The sequence below is a fragment of the Gordonia sp. IEGM753 genome, assembly GCF_050321825.1.
Lineage (GTDB): Bacteria > Pseudomonadota > Gammaproteobacteria > Pseudomonadales > Pseudomonadaceae > Aquipseudomonas.
Map to the genome: position 1 here is coordinate 1 of NZ_JBNQGB010000005.1, position 23,044 is coordinate 23,044.

The 23,044-nt window shown below is 58.9% G+C and carries 18 protein-coding genes; 15 read left to right on the forward strand and 3 right to left on the reverse strand.

From position 1 onward, the window contains the following. Nucleotides 1–346 precede the first annotated feature (346 nt). Complete coding sequence (mrdA, locus tag ACQR3R_RS22280) at nucleotides 347–2,176, forward strand: penicillin-binding protein 2 (protein WP_428275389.1); 1,830 nt, start codon at nucleotides 347–349, stop codon at nucleotides 2,174–2,176. 12 nt (nucleotides 2,177–2,188) lie between these two features. On the opposite strand, the gene ACQR3R_RS22285 is transcribed toward mrdA, so the two are convergent. Beyond that, complete coding sequence (locus ACQR3R_RS22285; protein ID WP_428275391.1) at nucleotides 2,189–3,145, reverse strand: LysR substrate-binding domain-containing protein; 957 nt, start codon at nucleotides 3,143–3,145, stop codon at nucleotides 2,189–2,191. Between the two features lie 156 nt (nucleotides 3,146–3,301). On the opposite strand from ACQR3R_RS22285, the gene ACQR3R_RS22290 reads away from it, so the two are divergent. The 12 genes from ACQR3R_RS22290 to qhpG all read left to right on the forward strand — a co-directional run bounded on the left by ACQR3R_RS22290 (nucleotide 3,302) and on the right by qhpG (nucleotide 17,007). Beyond that, a complete protein-coding gene (locus ACQR3R_RS22290; protein WP_428275393.1) occupies nucleotides 3,302–4,603 on the forward strand; it encodes an MFS transporter in 1,302 nt (433 codons plus the stop codon). Beyond that, a complete protein-coding gene (locus tag ACQR3R_RS22295) occupies nucleotides 4,600–5,355 on the forward strand; it encodes a class II aldolase/adducin family protein (RefSeq protein WP_428275395.1) in 756 nt (251 codons plus the stop codon). Before ACQR3R_RS22290 ends, ACQR3R_RS22295 begins: the two co-directional genes overlap by 4 nt. After that, on the forward strand, nucleotides 5,352–6,281 hold the full coding sequence (locus tag ACQR3R_RS22300) for an NAD(P)-dependent oxidoreductase (protein ID WP_428275397.1): 930 nt from the start codon (nucleotides 5,352–5,354) through the stop codon (nucleotides 6,279–6,281). The genes ACQR3R_RS22295 and ACQR3R_RS22300 overlap by 4 nt, the downstream gene beginning before the upstream one ends. A gap of 141 nt (nucleotides 6,282–6,422) precedes the next feature. Beyond that, the gene (locus ACQR3R_RS22305; RefSeq protein ID WP_428275399.1) at nucleotides 6,423–7,802 is read left to right on the forward strand and encodes an MFS transporter; all 1,380 of its coding nucleotides are present in this window, start codon (nucleotides 6,423–6,425) and stop codon (nucleotides 7,800–7,802) included. 18 nt (nucleotides 7,803–7,820) lie between these two features. Next, nucleotides 7,821–8,213 (forward strand): Rid family hydrolase, encoded by a 393-nt coding sequence (locus ACQR3R_RS22310; protein WP_428275401.1) that lies wholly within the window; start codon nucleotides 7,821–7,823, stop codon nucleotides 8,211–8,213. Continuing rightward, nucleotides 8,206–8,817 (forward strand): RraA family protein, encoded by a 612-nt coding sequence (locus ACQR3R_RS22315; RefSeq protein ID WP_428275403.1) that lies wholly within the window; start codon nucleotides 8,206–8,208, stop codon nucleotides 8,815–8,817. Before ACQR3R_RS22310 ends, ACQR3R_RS22315 begins: the two co-directional genes overlap by 8 nt. Nucleotides 8,818–8,889: 72 nt before the next feature. Continuing rightward, a complete protein-coding gene (locus ACQR3R_RS22320) occupies nucleotides 8,890–10,119 on the forward strand; it encodes an allantoate amidohydrolase (protein WP_428275405.1) in 1,230 nt (409 codons plus the stop codon). Nucleotides 10,120–10,129: 10 nt separating this feature from the next. Beyond that, nucleotides 10,130–11,155 carry a histone deacetylase family protein gene (locus ACQR3R_RS22325; RefSeq protein ID WP_428275407.1) on the forward strand — a complete coding sequence of 342 codons (1,026 nt, stop codon included), beginning with the start codon at nucleotides 10,130–10,132 and terminating at the stop codon, nucleotides 11,153–11,155. A 270-nt stretch (nucleotides 11,156–11,425) separates the two neighbouring features. Next, complete coding sequence (locus tag ACQR3R_RS22330; RefSeq protein ID WP_428275409.1) at nucleotides 11,426–13,330, forward strand: sigma 54-interacting transcriptional regulator; 1,905 nt, start codon at nucleotides 11,426–11,428, stop codon at nucleotides 13,328–13,330. Then, nucleotides 13,327–15,048 (forward strand): ABC transporter transmembrane domain-containing protein, encoded by a 1,722-nt coding sequence (locus ACQR3R_RS22335; protein ID WP_428275411.1) that lies wholly within the window; start codon nucleotides 13,327–13,329, stop codon nucleotides 15,046–15,048. The genes ACQR3R_RS22330 and ACQR3R_RS22335 overlap by 4 nt, the downstream gene beginning before the upstream one ends. Further along, nucleotides 15,038–15,715 (forward strand): subtilisin-like serine protease QhpE, encoded by a 678-nt coding sequence (gene qhpE / locus ACQR3R_RS22340; RefSeq protein ID WP_428275413.1) that lies wholly within the window; start codon nucleotides 15,038–15,040, stop codon nucleotides 15,713–15,715. Before ACQR3R_RS22335 ends, qhpE begins: the two co-directional genes overlap by 11 nt. Next, nucleotides 15,712–17,007, forward strand: coding sequence for a flavin-dependent monooxygenase QhpG (gene qhpG / locus ACQR3R_RS22345; RefSeq protein ID WP_428275415.1), 1,296 nt, complete (start codon nucleotides 15,712–15,714; stop codon nucleotides 17,005–17,007). Before qhpE ends, qhpG begins: the two co-directional genes overlap by 4 nt. 127 nt (nucleotides 17,008–17,134) lie before the next feature. Here the strand turns inward: qhpG and ACQR3R_RS22350 are convergent, their stop codons facing one another. Next, nucleotides 17,135–18,625: an aldehyde dehydrogenase family protein gene (locus ACQR3R_RS22350; protein WP_428275416.1), complete on the reverse strand. Its 1,491-nt coding sequence runs from the start codon at nucleotides 18,623–18,625 to the stop codon at nucleotides 17,135–17,137. Nucleotides 18,626–18,796: 171 nt separating this feature from the next. Then, nucleotides 18,797–19,681, reverse strand: a complete 885-nt coding sequence (locus ACQR3R_RS22355) for a hypothetical protein (protein WP_428275418.1) — start codon at nucleotides 19,679–19,681, stop codon at nucleotides 18,797–18,799. A gap of 255 nt (nucleotides 19,682–19,936) precedes the next feature. Here ACQR3R_RS22355 and peaA point away from each other — a divergent pair, with 255 nt between their 5' ends. Continuing rightward, nucleotides 19,937–21,517 carry a quinohemoprotein amine dehydrogenase subunit alpha gene (peaA, locus tag ACQR3R_RS22360; RefSeq protein WP_428275420.1) on the forward strand — a complete coding sequence of 527 codons (1,581 nt, stop codon included), beginning with the start codon at nucleotides 19,937–19,939 and terminating at the stop codon, nucleotides 21,515–21,517. 96 nt (nucleotides 21,518–21,613) lie between these two features. Then, on the forward strand, nucleotides 21,614–23,044 hold the full coding sequence (gene peaB / locus ACQR3R_RS22365) for a quinohemoprotein amine dehydrogenase maturation protein (protein WP_428275422.1): 1,431 nt from the start codon (nucleotides 21,614–21,616) through the stop codon (nucleotides 23,042–23,044).

Here is a 23,044-nt window from a genome sequence, read left to right on the forward strand (position 1 = left end):
TAGTGTGGGGTTTCCCCATGTGAGAGTAGGTCATCGTCAAGATTAAATTCCGAAACCCCAATTGCGAAAGCAGTTGGGGTTTTGTTTTGCCCGCAGGAACGTGGGCGCGACAGACGAGTGACCTTGTCCGATCATCATTTTGGCTTTCAAGGACAACCCTTAGAGGAAATCGAACTAAAGTGATTGCGCAGTTTTTGGTATGGTGCAGCTCGTTTTTTAATGGACTGATTTAAAGCCTACGGACCGGCGCACCTTTTTTTATAGTCGAAGAGCTGCAGTAGAAATGCCTGAACCGATACCTATCAAGGACCACGAAAAAGAGACGCGCCTGGTTAACAAGAGGCTCATGGCTTGCGCCTTGTTTGTTGTCGCCATTACGTGTGCGCTGGTCGTGCGTATGTACGTATTGCAAGTGGTCGAATTTGATTACCACTCAACTATCTCCGAAAACAACCGCGTTCACGTGCTGCCGATTACCCCGACACGGGGTTTGATCTATGACCGTAACGGCGTGCTTCTCGCAGACAACCGGCCCAGCTTCAACCTGACCATCACTCGCGAACGCGCCTCCGATGTCAAAGGCGAGCTGGACGAGGTAGTCAGCCTTCTGCACTTGCCAACTGAAGATCGCACGTTGTTCGACAAGGCAATGAAGCAAGCGCGACATCCGTTTGTGCCTGTCACCTTGTTCTACGAGCTGAGTGAACAACAGATTGCCGTACTTGCGGTCAACGAATTCCGCTTGCCTGGTATCGACGTCGAACCTCAGTTCGTGCGCCATTACCCGATGGGCGCGCATTTTGCGCACTCGATCGGTTACGTCGGTCGTATCAACGAGAAAGAATCCAAAGTTCTGGATTCTGTCGAGTACCGAGGCACCCAATCCATTGGCAAAACCGGTATCGAGAAGTTCTACGAATCCGAGCTGCACGGCCATGTGGGTTACGAAGAAGTTGAAACCAATGCCCAAGGTCGCGTACTGCGAGTGCTCAAGCACACGGATCCGATTCCCGGCAAAAACATCGTCCTGAGCCTGGACGTCAAACTTCAGGAAGCGGCTGAAGACGCGTTAGGTGATCGTCGCGGTTCAGTGGTTGCTCTCGACCCCTCGACTGGCGAAGTGTTGGCGATGGTCAGCAAACCCAGTTTTGACCCCAACCTGTTCGTCACTGGCATCAGCTTCAAAGAGTACGCAGCGCTACATGACTCTATAGATCGGCCGCTGTTCAACCGCGTGTTGCGTGGCCTCTATGCGCCGGGTTCGACCATCAAACCAGAAGTTGCTATTGCGGGCCTCGACTCCGGTGTAGTGACCCCGCAAACCCGCGTTTTCGACCCCGGTTACTACCAACTCCCAGACTTCGACCACAAGTACCGCAACTGGAACCACAGCGGTGATGGCTGGGTGGACATGGACGCGGCGATCATGCGGTCCAACGACACCTACTTCTATGACCTCGCTCACAAGCTGGGTATCGATCGATTACACGATTACATGGCAATGTTCGGCCTCGGTGAGAAAGTCTCGCTGGACATGTTTGAAGAGTCTGCGGGCCTGATGCCGTCCCAAGCCTGGAAGCGTGCCACGCGTCGCCAGCCGTGGTTCCCTGGTGAAACGGTGATCCTGGGCATCGGCCAGGGCTACATGCAGGTAACGCCGCTACAGCTGGCTCAAGCAACTGCGTTGATCGCGAACAAGGGCGTTTGGAATCGTCCGCACCTGGCGAAGACAGTCGATGGAGTCGCGCCAGTGGATGAAAATCCGATGCCGAATATTCTGCTGAAGAACCCGCGTGATTGGGAACAGGTCAACCATGGCATGCAAATGGTGATGCACGACGCGCGCGGTATTGCGCGGGCGGCGGCGGTTGGCGCGCAATACCGGATTGCAGGCAAGAGTGGTACCGCGCAAGTGGTCGCGATCAAACAGGGCGAGCGCTATAACAGGGCGAAAACACTGGAGCGTAACCGCGATAACGCCTTGTTCGTCGGATTCGCCCCGGCTGAACATCCCAAGATTGTGATTTCGGTAATGATCGAAAACGGCGAGGCGGGTGGCCGTGTTGCAGGCCCCGTGGTGCGGCAGATCATGGACGCCTGGTTGCTCGATCAGGATGGACACCTCAAGCCCCAATACGCCGCTCCGAGCAAAGCGCCAGGTGATCCTCCTGTCTGACGGATCATGGCTTCACAGCACAGGCTCACGAATGCTGAGCATGTGCTGGAAGCTTTCGAGGAACACGGTTTCGGCCTGACTCATCTTCTGCTCACGATTCCATAGCAGCTGGATATCGAAATCGACCACGCCATCCTCGGGTGGCAAACGCCACAGCAAACCCTGTTCAACATCTCGCCTGACCAGATGGGTGGGCAAGCAACCAATTCCGTACCCTGCACAAATCAAGCGGTAAATTTCTTCGAAACTCGTCGATGAAGCGACGATCTTGCCAGTAAATCCTTGCTGGTCGCGAAACAATGTCAGCGGCGAAAGGTTACCGCCTAATTGGTCGCTGGTGAAACTCACGAAGTTCTCCGCCGCGAGTTGCTCAAGTGTCAGGTTCTGTTGCCCGAACAATCGGTGACGCTGGCCACAAAAATAAGCATAACGCTCGCGAAACAGTACTCGCTGCTCCAACCGTGGCTGAGGTAATCGGCACAGGCCAACACCGATGGTCGCGGTCTTTTGCAGCAGCGAACTAATGATGTTCGAGCTGCCCATCACCTCGACTTCCAACTCGATTTTCGGGTGTGTTTCGTGGAAGTCTGCCAGGAACTCATCGTAGTGCCGCGCCTGCACGCCACTTACTGTAAGGATGCGGATTTTGCCCACCACATCGTCATGCCGGCTCTCCACCACTGTCCCGAGTCGCGAAATATCACCGTAGATATCCGCGGCAATTCGCAGGACTTCCTCCCCGGTTTCCGTTAAATCGAAGCGTCGTCCGCTGCGCGCAATCAATACACATTCCAACTGTTCTTCCAGCCGTTTCAACGCTTGGCTGACCGCTGATTGCGTGATGTGCAAACGTGCTGCCGCCCGGCTCATGCTGCCTTCCTGGCCGATTACCAGGTAGGTGCGCAACAGGTTCCAGTCGAGGCGATCGTTCAGAAAGCGGCGGCCAACCCAAGGGTTAGAAGAGGTCATGACAATTCCATGTAGTAGCAGCGCTAATAGTAAAGATAAGAATTTGAAAATTGACTAATCCTGGCATGGAAGCGATAAAGCCCACAAGCGCCACAGAGTGCGACCGTAAACAGCCTTCAGTACCTGCCCAAAACTATAAATACACAGGGTCCTTGCATGCACACTACGCCTCAACCGCGACGAGCCGCGGCCGCAGCCTTTATTGGCACGACCATCGAGTTCTACGACTTTTACATTTACGCCACTGCGGCGGCGCTGGTGCTTGGGCAAGTGTTTTTTCCCAGCGAAGACCCGGTGATGAGCACGCTCGCCGCCTTCGGCAGTTTCGCTGTCGGTTTCATCGCACGTCCCATGGCCGGCATGGTTTTCGGTCATCTGGGGGACCGCCTCGGCCGCAAGAAAATGCTGCTGGTGACCATGACGCTGATGGGGCTGGCAACTGCCGGCATCGGTCTGTTGCCCAGTTACGCCAGTGTTGGCATTTGGGCACCGGTCGGCCTGATTGCATTGCGCTTGATTCAGGGTATTTCGGTCGGTGGCGAATGGGGCGGTGCGGTGCTGATGGCCAGCGAGCACGCACCGGCTAAACGCAAAACCTTCTACGCCTCCTTCGCTCAACTTGGTAGTCCGGCAGGCTTGCTGCTGGCCTTGGTTGCCTTTCGCATCGTCACATCGCTTGAGCCTGAGGATTTCCTGGCGTGGGGCTGGCGTCTGCCATTTCTCGCCAGCGGCGTGCTGATGATGGTGGGTCTGATGATCCGCTCCGGCGTTCATGAGTCGCCGGAATTCGCCAAGGCTCGCGACAATAACGAGACTGCCGAGTATCCGGTAAAGGACGTGATCCGCACCTGCTGGCGGCAGATTCTGTTTGCTGCTGCGGCCGTCACAATCGGTTCGGCCGGGTTCTTTTTCACGAATACCTTCATGATTACTTACGTCACTCAGTATCAAGGGATCGCGCGCTCGACAATTCTCGATTGCCTGTTCCTGGTGACCGTTATTCAACTGCTGTCACAACCGCTTTCTGCGCTGCTGGCCGAGCGTATCGGCGAGGGGCGCTTCCTCAAACTTGTTGCCCTGCTGTGCATGGTCACGCCTTACCCGATGTTCCTGTTGGTGGGCACGCAAAACATCGTGCTGATGACACTCGGCATTGCACTCGCTGTGGTGATTCTGTCGGCGTTGTACGCGGTGATTGCCGGTTACATGACCCAGGCGTTCCCGGTGCACCTGCGCTATTCGGGCATTTCTATCGCCTACCAATTGAGCTGCGCCCTGGCCGGCGGCACCACGCCGCTGATCGGTACGCTGCTGGCGAGCAAGTTTTCCGGACAATGGTTGCCGTTGGCGGTGTTCTTCACCTTGCTGTCGGCCCTGTCCCTGATCGGTGTTTGCGGCCTGGCCCGCCTGCGCGCTAACCCGGTCGTCACCCACGCTGTCAAAGAGGTGTATTCGTGAGTAAACCTGAACACATCGGTCCGGTTGAATGGCAGGCTCGTTGCGAACTGGCTGCGCTGTATCGACTGGTCGCGCACTTTCGCATGACCGACCTGATCGACACCCACATCACCCTGCGGATTCCGGGGCCTGAGCATCACTTTCTGATCAACCGCTATGGGGTGATATTTGACCGCATGCGCGCCTCCGATCTGGTGCGCATCGATCAGCAAGGGCGGGTCGTCGATCCTGCTTATGAAGGGCACCGCGTGAACGCCGCGGGTTTTGTCATCCACTCGGCTATCCACATGGCCCGCCCGGATCTCAACTGCGTGATCCACACCCACACCGCTGCGGGTATGGCCGTCGCGGCGCAGAAGCAAGGCTTGTTGCCGATCAGTCAGCATGCGCTGAAGTTCTACGGCAAACTCGCGTATCACACCTATGAAGGTATTGCGTTATCGCTGGACGAACGCGAGCGATTGATTGCCGATTTGGGGCCGCATCGAGCGATGATTTTGCGCAATCACGGTTTGTTGGTGGGGGGGGCTGGTGTGGCGCAGGCCTTTCAGGAAATTCACTTTCTGGAGCGTGCCTGCCAGGCGCAGGTCCAGGCGTTGGCCGGTGGCTGCGAGCTGCATTACCCGTCGCCAGAAGTCTGCGCTCACACCGCCGAACAATTTGACCGCGATGAGCAGGACAACATAATCGACCTGGCCTGGGAGGCCGCCCTGACCCTGATCCAATCCCAGCGTGAGTCCTACCTGTCATGAATACCGTGGTTTTGTTGTCCCGCGATAGCCTGCTGCTCAAGCAATTGCAGGCTGCATTCGCCCGCAGCGCGCCGCAGCTTACCGCGGTGTTGGCAGAAGACCCGTTGGCGGCGAATGCGCAGATTGCCGCGTGCTGGTTTCCCCTGCCGGGCAGCCTCGCCGCGTTGCCCAACCTGCAACTGATTCATTCCGTGGCGGCGGGTATCGATCATCTGGAGCACGACCCTTGGTGCCCGGATCTGCCGGTATGCCGGGTTGTTGATCCCGGTCATCGGCAGGGCATGACCGAGTACGTGCGCTGGGCGGTCATTCACTATCATCGCGGCTTCGATCAAGTGCTGCGCCAGCAACGGCAACAGCATTGGGAGCGCCCGCTGCAGCGGGCGGCAAGACAGTACACCGTCGGGGTGATGGGGCTTGGGTCGTTGGGCAGCGCGATTGCAGTGGATCTGGCCGCCGCCGGTTATGACGTTCGAGGCTGGGCGCGAAGCGACAAGCGTATCAGCGGCGTGCAAACGTTCGCCGGAGCGGACCGGCTCAACCCTTTCCTCGATGGCCTGGAACTGCTGATCAACCTGTTGCCGTTGACCCATGAAACGCGCGGCATTCTCGGCCGCTCGACGTTCGAGCGCTTGGCCAATGGCGCCGCACTCATCAACTGTGGTCGCGGCGGTCATCTGAATATCGATGACCTCGAACAAGCGCTTGCGTGCGCGAAATTACGCGGTGCGTTGCTGGATGTGTTCGATCACGAACCGCTGCCGACAGAGCACCGGCTATGGACAATGCCCGGCGTCACGATCACGCCGCATATGGCTTCGGCCGCTTCCCACGATTGTATTGCCGAACAAGTAGCAGAAAACTTTCGCCGGTTGAACATCGGTGAACCATTATTGAATTGTGCTGACCGGGCATTGGGCTATTGATCGGTCTTTTTATATAAATATCGCCTTGCGAACTCGCCCATTTAGTTGGGCGAGACACAACAACAATCCTCGCCTCAAACGTTTTACTGCCAGTTAGAACAATTAAATAAACGAGTTCTCGACGAACTCCTGGAGACAGTAATGAGCGATCTATCGCCTGTAGAAAAGTCTGACGCAGCTCCCGAAACACCGATCAGCATGAAAAAAGTGGCGGTGGCCAGTGTCATCGGGACCACGGTGGAATGGTACGACCTGTTTGTGTTCGCGACTGCCTCAGCGTTGGTGTTCAACAAAGTGTTCTTTCCGGACTTCGTGCCGCTGATTGGTACGCTGTTGGCGTTTGGTACATTTGCCTCGGCTTACCTGGCACGCATTGTCGGCGCCGCATTGTTCGGGCACTTCGGTGATCGGCTGGGGCGAAAGTCGATGTTGCTGATTTCGCTGCTGACCATGGGCGCCGCTACGTTCGCTATAGGGCTGCTGCCCAACTATGCGGCGATCGGTATCTGGGCGCCGATCCTGTTGCTGTTGCTGCGGGTCATCCAGGGCTTGGCGCTCGGTGGCGAGTGGGGCGGGGCGGTGTTGATGGCGGTGGAACATGCGCCCGCCAACAAGCGCGGTTTGTACGGTTCGTGGGTGCAGATTGGTGTTCCTGCGGGAACCATGATCGCCAACCTGGCGTTTCTGGTGATCGCCGCATGCCTTTCGCCCGAGGACCTGTTGGCCTGGGGCTGGCGTATTCCGTTTCTGGCCAGCGTATTGCTGATTGCGGTGGGTTTGTATATTCGTCTGAATATCAGCGAAACCCCGGCCTTCAACAAAGTCAAAGAGGCGGAAGTTCAGGTCAAGTTGCCGTTGGCCGAAGTCTTCCGCAAGTACTGGAAACAAGTGGTGCTGGGCGGTATCGCCACGATGTCGACCGGCGCTTCATTCAATATCATCGTCGCCTTCGGTTTGACCTACGGCACGCAAAATCTTGGCTTCAGCCGCAGTGTGATGCTCGGCGTCGTGTTGCTGTCGTGCGCTTACTGCATCGTCATGTTGCCGGTGTTCGGTGCGCTGTCGGACCGTTACGGACGCAAACCGATCATTGTCGCCGGCATCGTTGCCGAAGCACTGGTGGCGTTCCCGATGTTCTGGTTGATGGACACCAAAGAGTTGCCACTGGTGATCTTCGGCTACTTGCTATTGATGACAGCATTCGCCGCCAACTACGGGCCCATTGCGACGTTCCTCGCGGAGCTGTTCGGCACTCGTGTGCGCTATTCCGGCCTGTCCATCAGCTACATGTTGTCGGGGCTGCTTGGCAGTGCAGCGACGCCAATCGTGACCACCGCTTTGCTGGCCGCAACCGGTAATGGGTCTTCGGTGGCGTGGTACATGATCGGCTCAGCGCTTATTTCCTTACTGGCCCTGCTGCTGTTGACCGAGACGTTCAAGAAAGACATCAGTGAAGTCCCGTCGGCAACATCTGCGGGCGATCAACCCCTTCGCAAATCCCTTAAATCGGCAGTGGCCTGATCCCCGGAGTTCAATCCCATGCGCAGAATTCAGTCGGCCCCAGGCTTCATCGGCCCGGTCGGGCCTTATTCCCAAGCGGTGGTCAGCGGCCATCTGGTGTTCACCGCCGGACAGATTCCGGCCCAGAGCGGACTTGATGACCAGCCCGCAGATTTCACCGAACAAGTACGACAAACCTTGCGCAACCTGCAGGCAATCCTGATGGAGGCCGGTTCGGATTTCAGCCATGTGATCAAGGTCAACGCTTACCTCACCGATCCCGCACAACTGGAGCCCTTCAATGCTGTGTATCGCGAGTTTCTTGGTCACGCGCCACCGGCTCGCACCACCGTGTGCGTGGCACTGTGGGGTGTGGCGCTGGAAATCGATTGTGTGGCCGAGTTGATTGTCCAGGAGTCGCAACATGAATAAGCCGCAATTGATCGAACAGTTCCAGGCTGTCAGCTTCGCGACGTTGGGGCATTTTCTGGAGACGGGGTTTGCCGACGCTCGACTACGGGCCATGGTGCCCAATGTGAAAGTAGTCGGTCGGGCGCTGACCCTGAGGCTGGTAGGCGCCGATGCGATTGCCGTCAACCAGGCTCTGGCGCTCATCCAGCCCGGCGACGTGCTGGTTATAGATACCGGCGGCGACCGGCAGCACGCCCCGGTCGGTGCCGTCACCTGTTGCGCCGCCAGTTGCGCCGGTGCGGTGGGCATTGTGGTCGACGGCGTAGTCACCGATTTACTCGAACTGCGCGAGGCCGGGTTGCCGATATTCGCGCGGGGCACCAGTTTGCTGACGACAAAATTGCACGGTCGTGGTGACAGTGAAATCAATCAGCCGATTCAGTGCGGCGGCGTGACCGTGAGCCCGGGTGATCTGGTATTGGCAGACGACAACGGGGTGATGTTTCTCGATTGGCAAACAGCCGCCGGCGTTATCGATCAGGCATTGGCCTCGGATCGCGCCGAGCCACGTCTGCTGGAACGACTGCGCAGCGGTGAACCGGTGTCGCAGGTTCTGCGCGTATAGGGCGCCACCATGTGCCAGCGCAAAGCGCTGCGAAATAGCCAACGCTTGATCAAACCATTCAAGGAGTCACTCATGTTGAAAATTAACGGCGAGCGCTTGTGGGCGAGCCTGATGGCCATGGCCGAAATCGGCGCCACCGCACGTGGCGGCAGCTGCCGCCTGGCCCTCAGTGATGAAGACATGGCCGGTCGCGAATTGTTTTCCAACTGGTGCCGTGAAGCGGGCATGACCCTGAGCGTGGATGCCATCGGCAACCTGTTTGCGCGTCGCGAGGGCGCCGATCCTGATGCGGCGCCAGTGATGATGGGCAGCCACCTCGACACGCAACCCGAAGGCGGACGCTTCGATGGCGTCTACGGTGTACTCGCTGGACTGGAAGTGGTGCGCTGCCTGAACGATCTCGGCATTCGCACTCGAAAACCGTTGGAAGTGGCGGTCTGGACCAATGAGGAAGGCGCACGCTTCACCCCAGCGATGTTTGGCTCTGCGGTGTTCACCGGCATCATGCAACTGGATACCGCGTTGGCGGTGCGTGATGTGGTTGGCATCAGTGTCGCCGAGGCATTGCAACGTGCAGGTCTCGGCGGCGAACGTGCATTGGGCGGTGCGGTGGACGCATACTTTGAAGCGCATATCGAGCAAGGACCGATTCTTGAGGACAACGCCAACAGTATCGGTGTGGTCAGCGGCGGCCAGGCGATTCGCTGGCTCGATGTACGTGTCGAAGGCATGGCTGCGCATGCCGGCACCACGCCGATGCCGTTGCGCAAGGACGCCTTGTACGGCGTGGCGCGAATGATCCAGGCCATCGAAGGCCTGGCCAGCGATTTCGCTCCCGAAGGCCTGACCACCGTTGGCGAATTGAGCATCAACAAGTCTTCGCGCAACACCATTCCGGGGTTGGTTAACTTCACCGTCGACCTGCGTCACCATCGCGATGAAGCCATTGAGGCGATGGAGCAGCAGGTGCGCGCACGGCTTCAGGCGATAGCCGAGGTGAGGGGCCTGAGCGTGACGATCACGCCACACTGGATCAGCCCGGCCACACCGTTCGATGCCGATTGCGTAGCGGCCGTGCAGCGTGCGGTAGATGGACTGGGCTACGCTCAGCAATCGATTGTCAGCGGCGCCGGGCATGACGCAATCCACTTGGCGCGGTACTGCCCGACGGCGATGGTGTTTATCCCGTGCGTCGGCGGGCTGAGTCATAACGAAGCGGAAGATGTGCTGCCCGAAGATGTGCGTCAGGGCACCGATGTGTTGCTCAATGCAGTGCTGTCTCGCGCTGAGAAAGTCGAATAAGGAGAACGCCATGCGCAGTTTTTTCCACCCAGAACAATTACTTCACCATCCACGTAGCTATTACTCCCGTGGACAAATGCGCACGCCGCAGGAAGTGCCGGAGCGCGCGCAGCGGCTGGTGCAGGCTTCTCACTCACTGGGTTTCAATGTCGAGCAACCGCGGGATGCGGGACTTGAGCCACTGTTGGCGGTACACGGTGCGCCTTACCTGGCGTTTTTGCAGGAAGCACATCAGCGCTGGAAGGAAATACCCGAAGACTGGGGCGATGAAGTGATGTCGAACATCTTCGTCCGTGAGCCCAATGCGCTGCGCGGAATTCTTGCGCAAGCGGCCCGCTATCTGGCCGACGGCAGTTGCCCGGTAGGTGAGCAAACCTGGCGCTCGGCTTATTGGTCGGCGCAAAGCGCGATTGCCGGTGCGCAGGCATTGCTTGAGGGGGAAGCTGCTGCCTACGCGTTGTGCCGTCCGCCGGGTCACCATGCCCGGGCACAAGCGGCGGGTGGTTTCTGTTACGTGAACAACGCGGCCGTTGCGGCGCAGGTGCTGCGAGGCGGTTTTTCGCGTGTCGCGGTGCTCGATACCGACATGCATCACGGGCAGGGCATTCAAGAGATTTTCTACGCGCGCAGTGACGTGCTCTACGTGTCAGTGCATGGCGATCCGACAAACTTCTATCCGGGTGTGGCCGGGTTTGATGATGAGCGAGGCGCGGGTGCGGGAGAGGGTTTCAACCTCAATTTGCCGATGGCGCATGGGGCAAGTGAAGCGCATTTCCTGGCGCAACTCGAGATTGCGTTGGCGGCGGTAACCCAGTTCGGTGCCGAGGTGTTGGTGCTGGCGCTGGGCTTCGACATTTTCGAGCTGGACCCGCAAAGCAAAGTCGCGGTGACAAGAGAGGGTTTCGCTGTGCTGGGTGAGCGGATTCGTAGCCTTGGGTTGCCGTGCCTGATTGTGCAAGAGGGTGGTTATCACCTGGAAAGCCTGGAGGATAATGCGCGGGCGTTTTTTGTCGGGCCGCACGTGTGGCAACACTAGATTTGGCGATGACTGGTTGGCCCCATCGCTGGCAGGCTAGCTGCCACAGGGGATGTTTGTCCGCCCCAGTATTGTGATCAACACAGGAGCGAGCCTGCTCTGGTGGGCCTTCCGACGAAGGGACGGGCCGACGACGAACAGTAAACCGGCTGCACTGTGAAAGACGCCAAACGCCGTAAGGCACTTGCCATCGCCCTGACGTTAACGTAAACATTGCGACAGGGCGCTGAACTTAAAAAAAGCGCAGGGCGGACCGACCCGGAGCGCTTGATGACGCTAATAAAAACACCACCACTCAAGCTGCATCGCGAAGCCCGGTTGGCCCGGGAAAAACTCCATCTTGAGGGCGAAGTCCCCGATGGTGTGCTGCGGGCAGAAATCGATGCGTCGTGGCGGCGCAGCCTCAGCCATGGTGTGCATTTCAACGGCAAGCACGAACTGGCGCTGGAATCGAGCGCGAGTCTGGACGCGCTGCTGGCAAGCAATCGGCTGCTGATCGATGCCGCACTGCCGGCCATCGATTACCTGGCCGAACGCCAGGGCAAGGAAGGGCTGATTATCCTGGCCAACTCCGATGCAACTATCCTCGCCGTCGAAGGCCGGGCCGACCGTCTCAAAGGCAGCGGCCTGCAGGACATCACCCTCGGTGCTTGCTGGAGTGAAGCCGCGCGCGGTACCAATGCCCTCGGCACCGCACTGGTCGAAGCCCGGCCAACGATGATTGACTGCGGTGAGCATTACCTTGATCGCCTTAGCGATTTCTCCTGCACCTCGGTCCCTATTCATTGCCCACAAGGTGGCATTCTCGGCGTCCTCGACCTGACCCGCGAAGGTCCGCTCGGCCGTGTTCACGACAGTTCCGCGTTGCTGGCCATGGCCGTCAGCCAGATAGAAAGCCGCGTGTTCAACGCCAGCTATCCGGATCAGATCGTGCTGGCTTTCCACAGCCGTCGGCAGTACCTGGAATCCCCTTGGCAAGGCTTGTTGGCTGTCAGCCTGGGCGGGCAGATTCTTGCCGTCAGTACCCAAGCCTGCCAACTGCTTCACGCCGAGCGCTCGGCGCTGGTGGGACGTCGTTGCGAAGAGTTTCTAGGTGTGGATGGACTGCAGCTTTTATCGCGGCTGCAGCATGGCGGCGTCGGCAGCTTGCAGACCGCCAAAGGTGAATTTTTCTACAAAACCCTGCGCGCGCCGCAGCGCTCTATCAACGTCAGTAGCCCGCCGCGCAGCACTGCAAAAACCGCCAAGGCGCCACCCGATCTCGAATCGCTAGCCGGTAGCAACGCGCGTTACGCGCGTGCGCTACGCATGGCTCGCCAAGGGCTGGCCAATGAGTTGCCGGTGTTGTTGCTGGGTGAAACCGGTACCGGCAAAGAAGTGATTGCCCGTGCCCTGCATATGGCCGGCGCGCGTTGTGACAAACCGTTCGTGGCAGTGAACTGTGCGGCCATTCCGGAAGGCTTGATCGAGTCGGAACTGTTTGGCTATCGCGAAGGTGCCTTCACCGGTTCACGGCGCGGCGGCATGGTCGGTCGCCTGCAACAGGCGCATGGCGGCACGTTGTTTCTCGACGAAATCGGTGACATGCCGCTGGCCTTGCAAGCCCGACTGTTGCGTGTGCTGCAAGACCGTAAGGTGGCGCCGCTGGGGGCAGGTGAAGAACAGGACATCGACGTCGCACTGATCTGCGCCACCCACCGCGATCTCAAGCAACTGGTCGCAGATAAACACTTTCGTGAAGATCTTTTCTACCGCGTCAACGGCATCAGCGTGATGCTGCCAGCCTTGCGCGAGCGCGATGACTTCAATGGGTTGCTCGCTCGATTGCTGGCCAAACTGGACGCGCCCACCGTTGTCCTGCATGACGATTTGAACCGTTTGCTCGCCGGCTATCACTGGCCAGGTAACATCCGCCAACTGGAAATGGTACTGCGCACGGCGCTGGCCATGCGCGAGCCGGGAGACACCGTGCTCACCCTCGATCATTTGCCCGACAGCATGCTCGACGACCTCAACGCCACCGAGCGCGCTCAATCGGGGAGTATTCGCGAGAATGAGCTGGTGTTGATTCGCCAGTCGCTGGACAACCATCAAGGCAATGTCTCGGCCGCTGCCGATGCCTTGGGTATCAGTCGCGCGACGTTGTATCGCAAGCTCAAACAGCTGCGCTCATGATGCAACGGTTGATCGTGCGGCTGATCGACAGCCAGAACCCGCAAGCCTTGCAAAAGGCCTTGCGCTGGCTCTACAGCTTTGTGCGTCCACACCGTTTGGCGATTGCCGGGCTGCTCGGCTTATCGGTGTGCGCCTCGCTGCTGGTGTTGGTGCAACCATGGCTGACCAAGCTATTGATCGACGATGGCTTGCTGGCGCGAAATTTCCCGAAACTGGTGCTGATTGCCGTACTGATGATCGCTGCCGGGCTGCTGGGTACAGCGCTGTCGGGCATCAATCGATACCTGCACACCCGGCTCTCCGGGCGAATCCTGTTTGCGTTGCGCGATGATCTTTATCGGCATTTGCAAACGCTTTCACCGGGTTTTTACGGCCAGCGGCGCATCGGCGATTTGATGTCGCGTCTGGATGGCGACGTGGCGGAAATCCAGCGCTTCGCTGTGGATTCGTTGTTCTCGGCGGTCTCCAGCGTGATCGGCCTGTTGTGTGCCGTGGCAATGTTGTTGACCCTGTCATGGAAGCTGTCGTTGCTGGCGCTAGTACTGATCCCGCTCGACGTCCTTTGGCTGCGCTGGATGCGGCGCAAGGTCGAACGTGATGTGCGGCAATTGCGCGAGCGCTCTGCAGACATGTCATCGTTTATGGTCGAGACCTTGCCGGTGATGAAGTTCATCCAGTCGGCGGGGCAGCAACATCGAGAGTCGCAGCGGCTGCAGGCACTTGGGCAGGGCTACATGAGCCAGTTGCTGCGCCTGCAAGTGACCGAGTTTTTCACTCAGGCGGTGCCCGGAACGTTGACCTCACTGTCACGTGCCTGTGCATTCCTGATCGGTGGTTATTGGGTGGTGCAGGGCACTTGGCAATTGGGTGCGCTGATCGCGTTCTCGACCTATCTGGGCATGGCGGTCGGGCCGGTTCAGAGCTTGCTCGGCCTGTACGTTGCGATTCAGCGCATGACCGTCAGCCTCGGGCGAGTCATGGAGTTGCGCGGCGAAGAGCCCACCGTGCTCACACCGGTTGAACCCAAACCGATGCCGACGTCCGGCGAACTGCGTTTCGACAATGTGCACTTCAGCCATCCTGGCCGCACCACGACGCTGTGCGGCATCGAAGCACGCATTCCCTACGGCTTGAAAGTCGCTCTGAGCGGCGGATCAGGCGTGGGTAAATCGACACTGATCGACTTACTGCAGCGCCATCACGATCCGCAGTCCGGTCGTGTCCTGCTGGGTGATGTCGACCTGCGCGAACTGGACCTGTTTCAGCTGCGTCGACGCATTGCCGTGGTGAGCCAGGACATCGTGCTGTTTCGCGGCAGCCTTGCCGACAACCTTGCCTACGCCGTGCCGGACGCCAGTCGCCAGGCCATCGCTGACGTGGCGCGGCTGGCGCAACTCGACAGCTTGATCGCGTCGTTGCCCGAAGGCCTCGACAGCCCTTTGGGTGAGCGCGGCCAGCAATTGTCCGGTGGACAAAAACAGCGAATCGCAATTGCCCGGGCGCTGTTGCAAGACCCGCTGATTCTGGTGCTGGACGAGGCGACTTCGGCAGTGGACGAAGCCACCGAGCGCGAAGTCATCGAGGCCATTGATCGACTGTTCGCGGGGCGTACGCGGATCCTTATCAGCCATCGTCCTTCAACCCTGGCGGATGCCGATGTGCACTTCGAGTTACTCGACGGTCTGCTCATTTCAAAAGCGGTGCTGCATGAAGCCTGAGTTGCGTATTGGTGTGGTAGACAGTGGCCACTCGGCGGCGCAACAGGTGCAGGTAATCGCCGGGCGGCGGTTTTCGCTGCTGGAAGATGGATTGGCTGAAAGCGATGTGCGCGACGATGCGCTCGGTCATGGCAGTGCGGTCATCGAGGCCATCAGTCGGCGCGCACCGTCGTCGGTTTTTTGTGTTGCCCAGGTCTTCGACCATCGCGGGGTCACCAGCGCCTTGCAGATCGCCACGGCAATCGACTGGCTGGTGGCCCAGGACGTGCGGCTGATTAATCTGAGCCTTGGCCTGCGTCAGGATCGCAGCCTGTTGCGCCAGGCTTGCGCGGCGGCTATTGCGCGTGGCGTCTTGCTGTGCGCCTCCAGTCCGGCTCAAGGTGACGGCGTGTTCCCGGCTAATTATCCAGGCGTGTTGCGGGTGACAGGCGACGCCCGTTGCGCAGAACAGGAGTGGTCGTGGCTCAACAGCGCTCAAGCCGATTTCGCGGCGTGTGTGCATGGCACCTATCCAGGACAATCGGGCGCAAGCCTTGGGTGCGCGGCCTTAAGCGGGCACATTGCCGGTTTTCTGGTTGCGCAACCTGATGCCAGTGATGATGACGTTCTCCAGTGGCTGCGCGAAAACGCCCGTTATCGCGGCCCGGAACGGCGCCTCGAGTCATGACTGCGATTGTCATCCTGGGCGCCGGGCCGGCCGGTGCTGCTGTTGCATTGGGGTTGCGACAGCTTGGTTTTCCCGTGACCCTGGTCAGCGAGTGGCGCCGGTTTGATGCGCTTGAAGGCGTTTCCGTGCGAGTGCTGGATGCCTTGCGCGGTGCGGGCCTGCATCACGCGTTGGCGGATGCCGCGCTGCCTTCTCAACGGCAAGTGTCGTGGAACGGTCAGCAGCATGCGCAGAACATTGAGTTCTTGCTGGACCGCCCGGTTTTCGACCGTGGTCTGCGTGAGGACTTGCGGTCAGCAGGCGTTGTGTTGATCGAAGGTCGGGTGCTGACCGTCCAACGCTCAACGACGGGCCATCGAATCGAAGTCGAAGGTCACGAAGCGCTGGCTGCCAGTTTTTTGGTAGAGGCACGCGGGCGTCAGGCGCCAGCGCTGGGCAAAGGCCTGCGCGGGCCAGAGACGGTGAGCCTGTTGAATCGCTGGCAAGGCACGCCGGGTACAACGGCCAGCGCCGTAGAAAGCCTTGAGGGCGGTTGGGCATGGATGGCGCGGCGCGCAGACGGCCACTGTTATTGGCAGTGGACGGTGGACGTGGCCAGTGCCCAATTGCCGGGCAAGGCGCTGTTGCTCGATTACTGCCATCGGCAGCGTCGGGGCTCGGCATTGGCGCAACAGTTCTTCGGTGACGAACCTGAAGTCGAAGTACAACTGCACGCTCGCAGCAGCACGGCGATTCTTTGCCCAACGGTGTGTGGCGACAACTGGATACGGGTCGGCGATGCCGCGATGGCGGTGGACCCGTTATCGGGCAACGGGATTTTTCAGTCGTTATCTTCGGCGCTGCAGGCGCCGACGGTGATCAATACACTGTTGCGCAAACCCGAGCGCGCAGCGTTGGCTCAACATTTTCATCAGCAACGGGTGCAACAATTGTTTTTGCGGTTTGCGCGAATCGGTCGGGACTTTTACGCCGATGAGCAACGCTGGATGCAGCAGCCATTCTGGCAAGCTCGACGGCAGTGGCCGGATGCTGAATTGGCGCACGCACCCACGGATTTTGCCTCGTTGAAAATCGAACGTGCGCCGGTGCTCAGGGATGGTTTTGTCGATGAGGCCGAAGTGGTGATCACGGCGGATCAACCATTAGGAATATGGCATGTGCAAGGCGTTGAGCTGGCACCGCTTGTGCGGCGACTGCGTAACGAGCCTGCCGAGAAGGCGCTGTCCGGGTTGACGGTAGAGCAGGGGAGGAGGGTTCGCGGATGGCTGTTGGCGCAGGGATTCAAGCCTTGATGGGAGCAGTTCAAATGTGGGAGCGGGCTTGCTCGCGAATGTAGACCGTCAGTCATTCATGTATCAACTGACACGTCGTATTCGCGAGCAAGCCCGCTCCCACAGGAGATGTTGTGGGCATGGAGGATTAAAGCTTGATCAACACCGATTTCAGCTCGGTGTAATGTTCGATCGCCGCATACCCCATCTCGCGCCCAACCCCGGACATCTTGTACCCGCCAAATGGCAGTGCCGGGTCGAGTGCGCTGTGACAGTTGACCCACACTGAACCGGACTTGATGCGCGGAATCATTCGGTGCACGGCTGCCAGATCGTTGGACCAGATACTCGCGCCCAATCCATAGGGACTGTCATTGGCCATGCGCAACGCATCCGCCTCGTCATCGAACGGAATCGCCACCAGCACCGGGCCGAAAATCTCTTCCTGCACCAACGAGTGTTTCTGATCGACATCGACGATCACCGTCGGTTTGACGAAAAAACCCGGTCCAAATTGCTCACCGCCGCAGGCAATCGTCGCGCCGCTTTCACGACCCTTTTCGATGTAACCGTAAACCCGCTCTTGCTGGCGTGCTGAGATCAACGGACCCATCTCGACACTTGGATCAAGGCCATTACCGAGCTTCATCGCATTGGCGATATCAGCGATATCCGCCACCACATTGTCGAAGTGTTTGCGCTGCACGTACAGCCGCGAACCCGCACAGCACACTTGGCCCTGATTGAAGAAAATCGCGCTGGCGGCACCTGCTGCAGCAGTCTTCAAATCGGCGTCGGCCATCACGATGGTAGGTGATTTGCCACCCAGTTCCAGGGTGACGCGGGTCATGGAGTCCATGGCGATCTTGCCGATCTGCTTGCCCACCGCGGTGGAGCCGGTGAAGGTCAGCTTGTCGACCAGCGGATTGTGAGTCAGTGCAGAACCTGCGGTGATGCCGGTGCCGGTGACCACGTTGAAGACGCCTTCGGGGTAGCCGGCTTCCAGTACCAGCTCGGCGAGTTTGAGGGCCGTCAGCGGGGTTTCGTCGGCAGGCTTGAGCACCACGGTACAGCCGGTGGCCAGCGCCGGGCCAAGTTTCCAGCAGGCCAGCAACAGCGGGAAGTTCCAGGCGACGATGGCGCCGACCACGCCCACCGCTTCGCGACGGATGAAACTGTGAAACTGATCGTTGGGCATCAGCGGCAGCGACACTTCAACGCTGGAACCTTCGATTTTGGTCGCCCAGCCTGCCATGTATCGCAGGAAGTCGATGGACAGCTGCACGTCCATGACCTGCGCAACTGCTGCGCTTTTACCGTTGTTCAGGCATTCCAGTTGCGCCAGCAATTCGGCGTCGCGTTGCATCAGGTCCGCGAGTTTCCACAGCAAGTTCTGCCGCTCGCGAGGGCGGGTATGCGTCCAGGCTGAATCATCGAACGCCTGGCGTGCCGCGAGCACCGCGCGGTCAACGTCTTCAGGGGTCGCGCGTGGCACCACGCACAGCACTTCACCGGTGGCCGGATTGTGCAGGGGCATGGTCTGGCCATCGGCGGCCTCGACCCAATCGCCGCCGATCAGCATGCGCGGCGCGCGTTGGATGAATGCCGACGTGGCGGGAAGTAGATAAGGGAGGGACATGGCGAGGCCTCTTGTTGTTCGTGAGAACGGGGCTTTCGCAATGGCTGTGCCAACTGTGCGCAAGGGCCGGCCAAGCCTTTGTCGGCGGGCGTTCGGCAAGGTAGGAGGATGACGGGAACTGGAGCTTTGTCGCAAATCGCGACGCGGACTGAGATTAAAGAGACTGATTTTTCAGGCCGGGCCAATCCGTGAAGCTTCAGCGGATCGGGGCGTTGCGCCCCGACCTGACGACCGCGCTATGGGAGCTTCATGCGGTCTCGACGATTTTGTTGGCGTCGCGTGCTGCCAGCATCGTCGCTTCAGTTTCCTGCGTTGCGCGTTCGCCTTTACTCCACAGCTGCTGAGAGAAAAGCCCGCCAAGGTTTCAGGAGTTGGCAGCGAGCCCTTGGGCGTGAACAAGGCGCCCAAATCGATGGTGTTGGCGAAGTTGTCCTTGGTCAGGTTGTAACCGCCCAGATAACTGCCACCCCACGGGGAATCAGCGTTCACCAGGTCGATGGAGGCGTCACGGTAATTGCTCGCTGCCGATTTCAGGTCGTCTGATGCATTCAGCAGTTTGTTCAGTTGGCTCATGTCGGCCGCAGTCAGTTGACCGCTGCTGTCGATCGCTTTAAGGCTGCCATCGGCGTTGACGGTAAAACCGAATTTTTTGTCAGCGAGTTCCGGAAAGGTATCTGCCAGCGAAGACTTGAAATCCTCGAAGGATGATTTGAGCGACTGATGAGCGTCCTGGTGCCGGGCGGCTACCTGCGGGAAATCCGGTGGCTGTAATCGACCGATCCACGTTTCGATCGCGACGATCGGCGGGCTCGAAGCGGGTGTTTCATCGCTTGGGTGGTAAACAGCCGCTGGGTTGGCGTTAACCAACGCGTCCTTTTGATCATCAGTCAGCGGTTGCGCGGTGAGCGTCTGGTTGGATTGTGCGAGCTGAGTGGCTGATGGCTGGATGAAGGCAGTGTTCAAAGAAATTGCCATTTCGTCATTCCCTGATCGTTTTTGGTGTAAGGAATGTATCGGCGACCCGTGGTGTAACTTTAGCTTTACGAACATCGGCACGTGTTGACTACGCTTGTCTCAGACTGAAACAACTGTCGCGATATTAGACGCCGACACACCGCTGCAAGGTCGGCCAGCATTCTGTTTCTTCGCGTAACCGATTGATAAAAAAGACTATCGTTAAGCTGGCACGCTCCGTGTATTGCTCATCGCAGACGTTTCTCTTGCCTCCGTCAGCAGTTCGCTGCCGACGGCAGAAACCATAAAAACGATAAGCCACAAAAATAAGAAAGCACCGTGCGAGGTTCGACGTTGATGAAGAGAAAACTCCGATCAGGCCTGAGCGCCAGTCTGCTGGCGGTAGCTGCCTGTATGGCGCTGCACTCACCTCAGAGCCTGGCAGCCCGCGACGCCCAGACCATCCTCAAGGAAACTTGCCAGGGTTGTCATACTCCTGAGGCCGATAACGCCCTGAGCCGCATCAGTCACCAGCGCAAAACCCCGGAAGGCTGGCTGATGAGCATCGCCCGGATGCAGACCATGCACGGTTTGCAGATCAGCGATGACGACCGCCGTACGCTGGTGAAGTACCTGGCCGATACACAGGGCCTGGCGCCGAGCGAAACGGACGGCGTGCGTTACGCACTGGAACGACGCTTGAATACCGTCGAGCATTTTGATGACCAGACCAGCCAGATGTGTGGCCGCTGCCACTCCGGTGCACGCGTTGCGCTGCAACGGCGTCCGGCTCAGGAATGGGAGCGCCTGGTCAACTTCCACCTCGGACAATGGCCGTCGTTGGAATATCAGGCGCTGGCGCGTGATCGCGACTGGTTCGACATCGCCCGCAAAGACATGGTGCCGCTGTTGGCCAAGCGTTATCCACTGGACAACCCGGCCTGGAAGAAATGGCTCAGCGTTGCGCCGAAAGCTGACGCGATGGTCGGTGACTGGAGCTTCAGCGGTCATTTGCCAGGCAAAGGTGAACTGGCCGGTGTGATGAGCGTGACGGCCGACGGCAGTGACACCTTCAAGGTCAACGTTAAAGGTCAATACGCCGACGGCAGTCCGTTCAACGGTGACGGCAGCGCGATTCTGTATACCGGTTACGAATGGCGCGGCAACGTGACCATCGACGGCGTGACCATGCGCCAGGTATTCGCTGCCCAGGGCAATGCGATGCAGGGGCGGATGTTCGAGGCTGAACATGACGAGCGCGGCCTGGACTTTATCGCCGCCAAGCAGGGCAGCAGCCGTTTGCTGGCGGTACAACCGGGTTACCTGAAGGCCGGCACGGAAACTGAAATCACACTGGTTGGCAGCGGTCTCATCGGCAAACCGAACTTTGGCAAAGGCGTGGAGGTGGTCGAAGTCATCGAGCAAAGCCCTGACCGGATCAAGGTCAAGCTCAAGGCCGCCGCGAATGCTCAGCCGGGTCTGCGCACTGTCACCGTTGGCTCCCTGAAAGGCCCGTCGTTGTCGGTTTACAACAAGATCGCCGAAGTCAAAGTGGTGCCGCAGTTTTCGGTGGCGCGCATTGGTGAGGGCGGTGGTTCGACGCCGAAAGTCCAGGGGCGTTTCGACGCTGAAGCGTGGGGCAAAGGCGCTGATGGCAAACCGTATCGCATCGGTGTTTTCCCGGCACAGTGGAAGGTTGAAGCCTTCGACGACCGCGCCAAGGAAGACGAAGACGTCAAGTTCGCCGGCACTATGCAGGCTGACAGCGGGGTATTCACGCCGGGTGATGCCGGGCCGAACCCGCAACGAAAAATGTCCACCAATAATGCCGGCAACCTGAAAGTGATTGCTGCCGTCGACGATGCAGGGAACTCCCTGACCGGCGAGGGGCACATGATCGTTACCGTGCAACGCTGGAACAATCCACCCATTCCATGAGTTGGCTGCCCTTGGCTTAACACCGCGTCAAGGCTACAGACACTTTTTCGGAATGACCGCAGGCCCCGTTAAACGGGGTTTGCACAGGAGGTTGCAATGGGCGCTATTTTGAATCTGGTTGAACGCAACTTGCACGAAGTGCATGTCGATGCCGACCGCATGCTGTTCCACATTCCCAGCAGCTCGCTGTTTGCCAGCGATGAACTGACGGGCACCATCATCGATACCTTACGCGGTCCTGGTTGCTCTTCGGACGACCTTATCCTGCGCTTGTCTTCGCGCTTCAACGGCGAAGAAATCACCGAGACCCTGCGCGAACTGATGTCCCTGGAACTGGTGAGCGATGGCTCGCCGCTGACCCCGGACATCGGCACCAAACGCGTGGAACGCACCGCGATCAATACCGTGGTGCTGAACGTCAACACCGGTTGCAATTTGAGTTGCACCTACTGCTATAAGGAAGACCTCGACAAGCCGTCGGCCGGCAAGAAAATGGACGTCGAAACAGCCATCGCCTCGGTTGAAATGTTGTTGCGCGAATCGCCTGACGAAGAGCGATTCACCGTGGTGTTTTTCGGCGGTGAGCCGTTGAGCAATCGCAAGCTGATCGAGTACATGGTCGACTACTGCGAGAAGCGTTTTCGCGAGGCCGGCAAGTTTGTCGAGTTCGTCATGACCACCAACGCCACGCTGCTCACCGAAGAGACCGTGGACTACCTGAACGCCCACCGCTTTGGTCTTTCCGTCAGCATCGACGGGCCAAAAACCGTGCATGACCGTAACCGCATCACTGTGGGCGGGCAGGGCACGTACGACGTGGTGCGGCGCAAGGCCCAAATGCTCTTGTCACGCTACAACAGCCGCCCGGTCGGGGCGCGGGTGACCCTGACCACCGGCGTCACCGACGTTGAAACGATCTGGGATCACCTGTTCAACGAGTTGGGTTTTGCCGAAGTCGGCTTCGCCCCCGTGACCTCCGGTGACATCAGCACCTTCAACCTGACCAGTGATGAACTGATCGAAGTGTTTGCCAGCATGAAGCGGCTGGGTCGACGCTACCTGGAAGCGGCACTGGAGCACCGCAATATCGGTTTCTCCAACCTGCACCAGTTGATCACCGACATTCACGAAGGCCACAAAAAAGCGCTGCCATGCGGCGCGGGCCTGAAGATGCTGGCGGTGGATCACAAGGGTGAATTGAACCTGTGCCATCGGTTCACCGGTTCGAGCCTGCCGACGTTCGGCAATGTGCACAGCGGTGTGAAGCAAGTCGAATTGAACGACTTTTTGTCCCAGCGCCTCGATCGTACCAATACCGGTTGCGAAGACTGCCAGATTCGCAATCTGTGTTCCGGTGGTTGCTATCACGAGAGCTACGCCCGTTACGGCGACCCGACTCACCCCACTTATCACTATTGCGAACTGATGCGTGACTGGGTCGACTTCGGCATCGAGGTCTACACCCGGATCATGGCCAACAACCCTGCGTTTATCAGCAGCTACATCACCCCGCGCAAGGCTCACTGA

Excerpts from the sequence above, each read along its gene's own strand:
- peaA (WP_428275420.1), top strand. The coding sequence starts at position 19,937 with ATGAAGAGAAAACTCCGATCAGGCCTGAGCGCCAGTCTGCTGGCGGTA.
- ACQR3R_RS22320 (WP_428275405.1), top strand. The coding sequence starts at position 8,890 with ATGTTGAAAATTAACGGCGAGCGCTTGTGGGCGAGCCTGATGGCCATG.
- mrdA (WP_428275389.1), top strand. The coding sequence starts at position 347 with ATGGCTTGCGCCTTGTTTGTTGTCGCCATTACGTGTGCGCTGGTCGTG.
- ACQR3R_RS22350 (WP_428275416.1), bottom strand. The coding sequence starts at position 18,625 with ATGTCCCTCCCTTATCTACTTCCCGCCACGTCGGCATTCATCCAACGC.
- qhpG (WP_428275415.1), top strand. The coding sequence starts at position 15,712 with ATGACTGCGATTGTCATCCTGGGCGCCGGGCCGGCCGGTGCTGCTGTT.
- ACQR3R_RS22285 (WP_428275391.1), bottom strand. The coding sequence starts at position 3,145 with ATGACCTCTTCTAACCCTTGGGTTGGCCGCCGCTTTCTGAACGATCGC.
- ACQR3R_RS22315 (WP_428275403.1), top strand. The coding sequence starts at position 8,206 with ATGAATAAGCCGCAATTGATCGAACAGTTCCAGGCTGTCAGCTTCGCG.
- ACQR3R_RS22290 (WP_428275393.1), top strand. The coding sequence starts at position 3,302 with ATGCACACTACGCCTCAACCGCGACGAGCCGCGGCCGCAGCCTTTATT.
- ACQR3R_RS22300 (WP_428275397.1), top strand. The coding sequence starts at position 5,352 with ATGAATACCGTGGTTTTGTTGTCCCGCGATAGCCTGCTGCTCAAGCAA.
- ACQR3R_RS22325 (WP_428275407.1), top strand. The coding sequence starts at position 10,130 with ATGCGCAGTTTTTTCCACCCAGAACAATTACTTCACCATCCACGTAGC.
- peaB (WP_428275422.1), top strand. The coding sequence starts at position 21,614 with ATGGGCGCTATTTTGAATCTGGTTGAACGCAACTTGCACGAAGTGCAT.
- ACQR3R_RS22335 (WP_428275411.1), top strand. The coding sequence starts at position 13,327 with ATGATGCAACGGTTGATCGTGCGGCTGATCGACAGCCAGAACCCGCAA.
- ACQR3R_RS22310 (WP_428275401.1), top strand. The coding sequence starts at position 7,821 with ATGCGCAGAATTCAGTCGGCCCCAGGCTTCATCGGCCCGGTCGGGCCT.
- qhpE (WP_428275413.1), top strand. The coding sequence starts at position 15,038 with ATGAAGCCTGAGTTGCGTATTGGTGTGGTAGACAGTGGCCACTCGGCG.
- ACQR3R_RS22330 (WP_428275409.1), top strand. The coding sequence starts at position 11,426 with ATGACGCTAATAAAAACACCACCACTCAAGCTGCATCGCGAAGCCCGG.
- ACQR3R_RS22305 (WP_428275399.1), top strand. The coding sequence starts at position 6,423 with ATGAGCGATCTATCGCCTGTAGAAAAGTCTGACGCAGCTCCCGAAACA.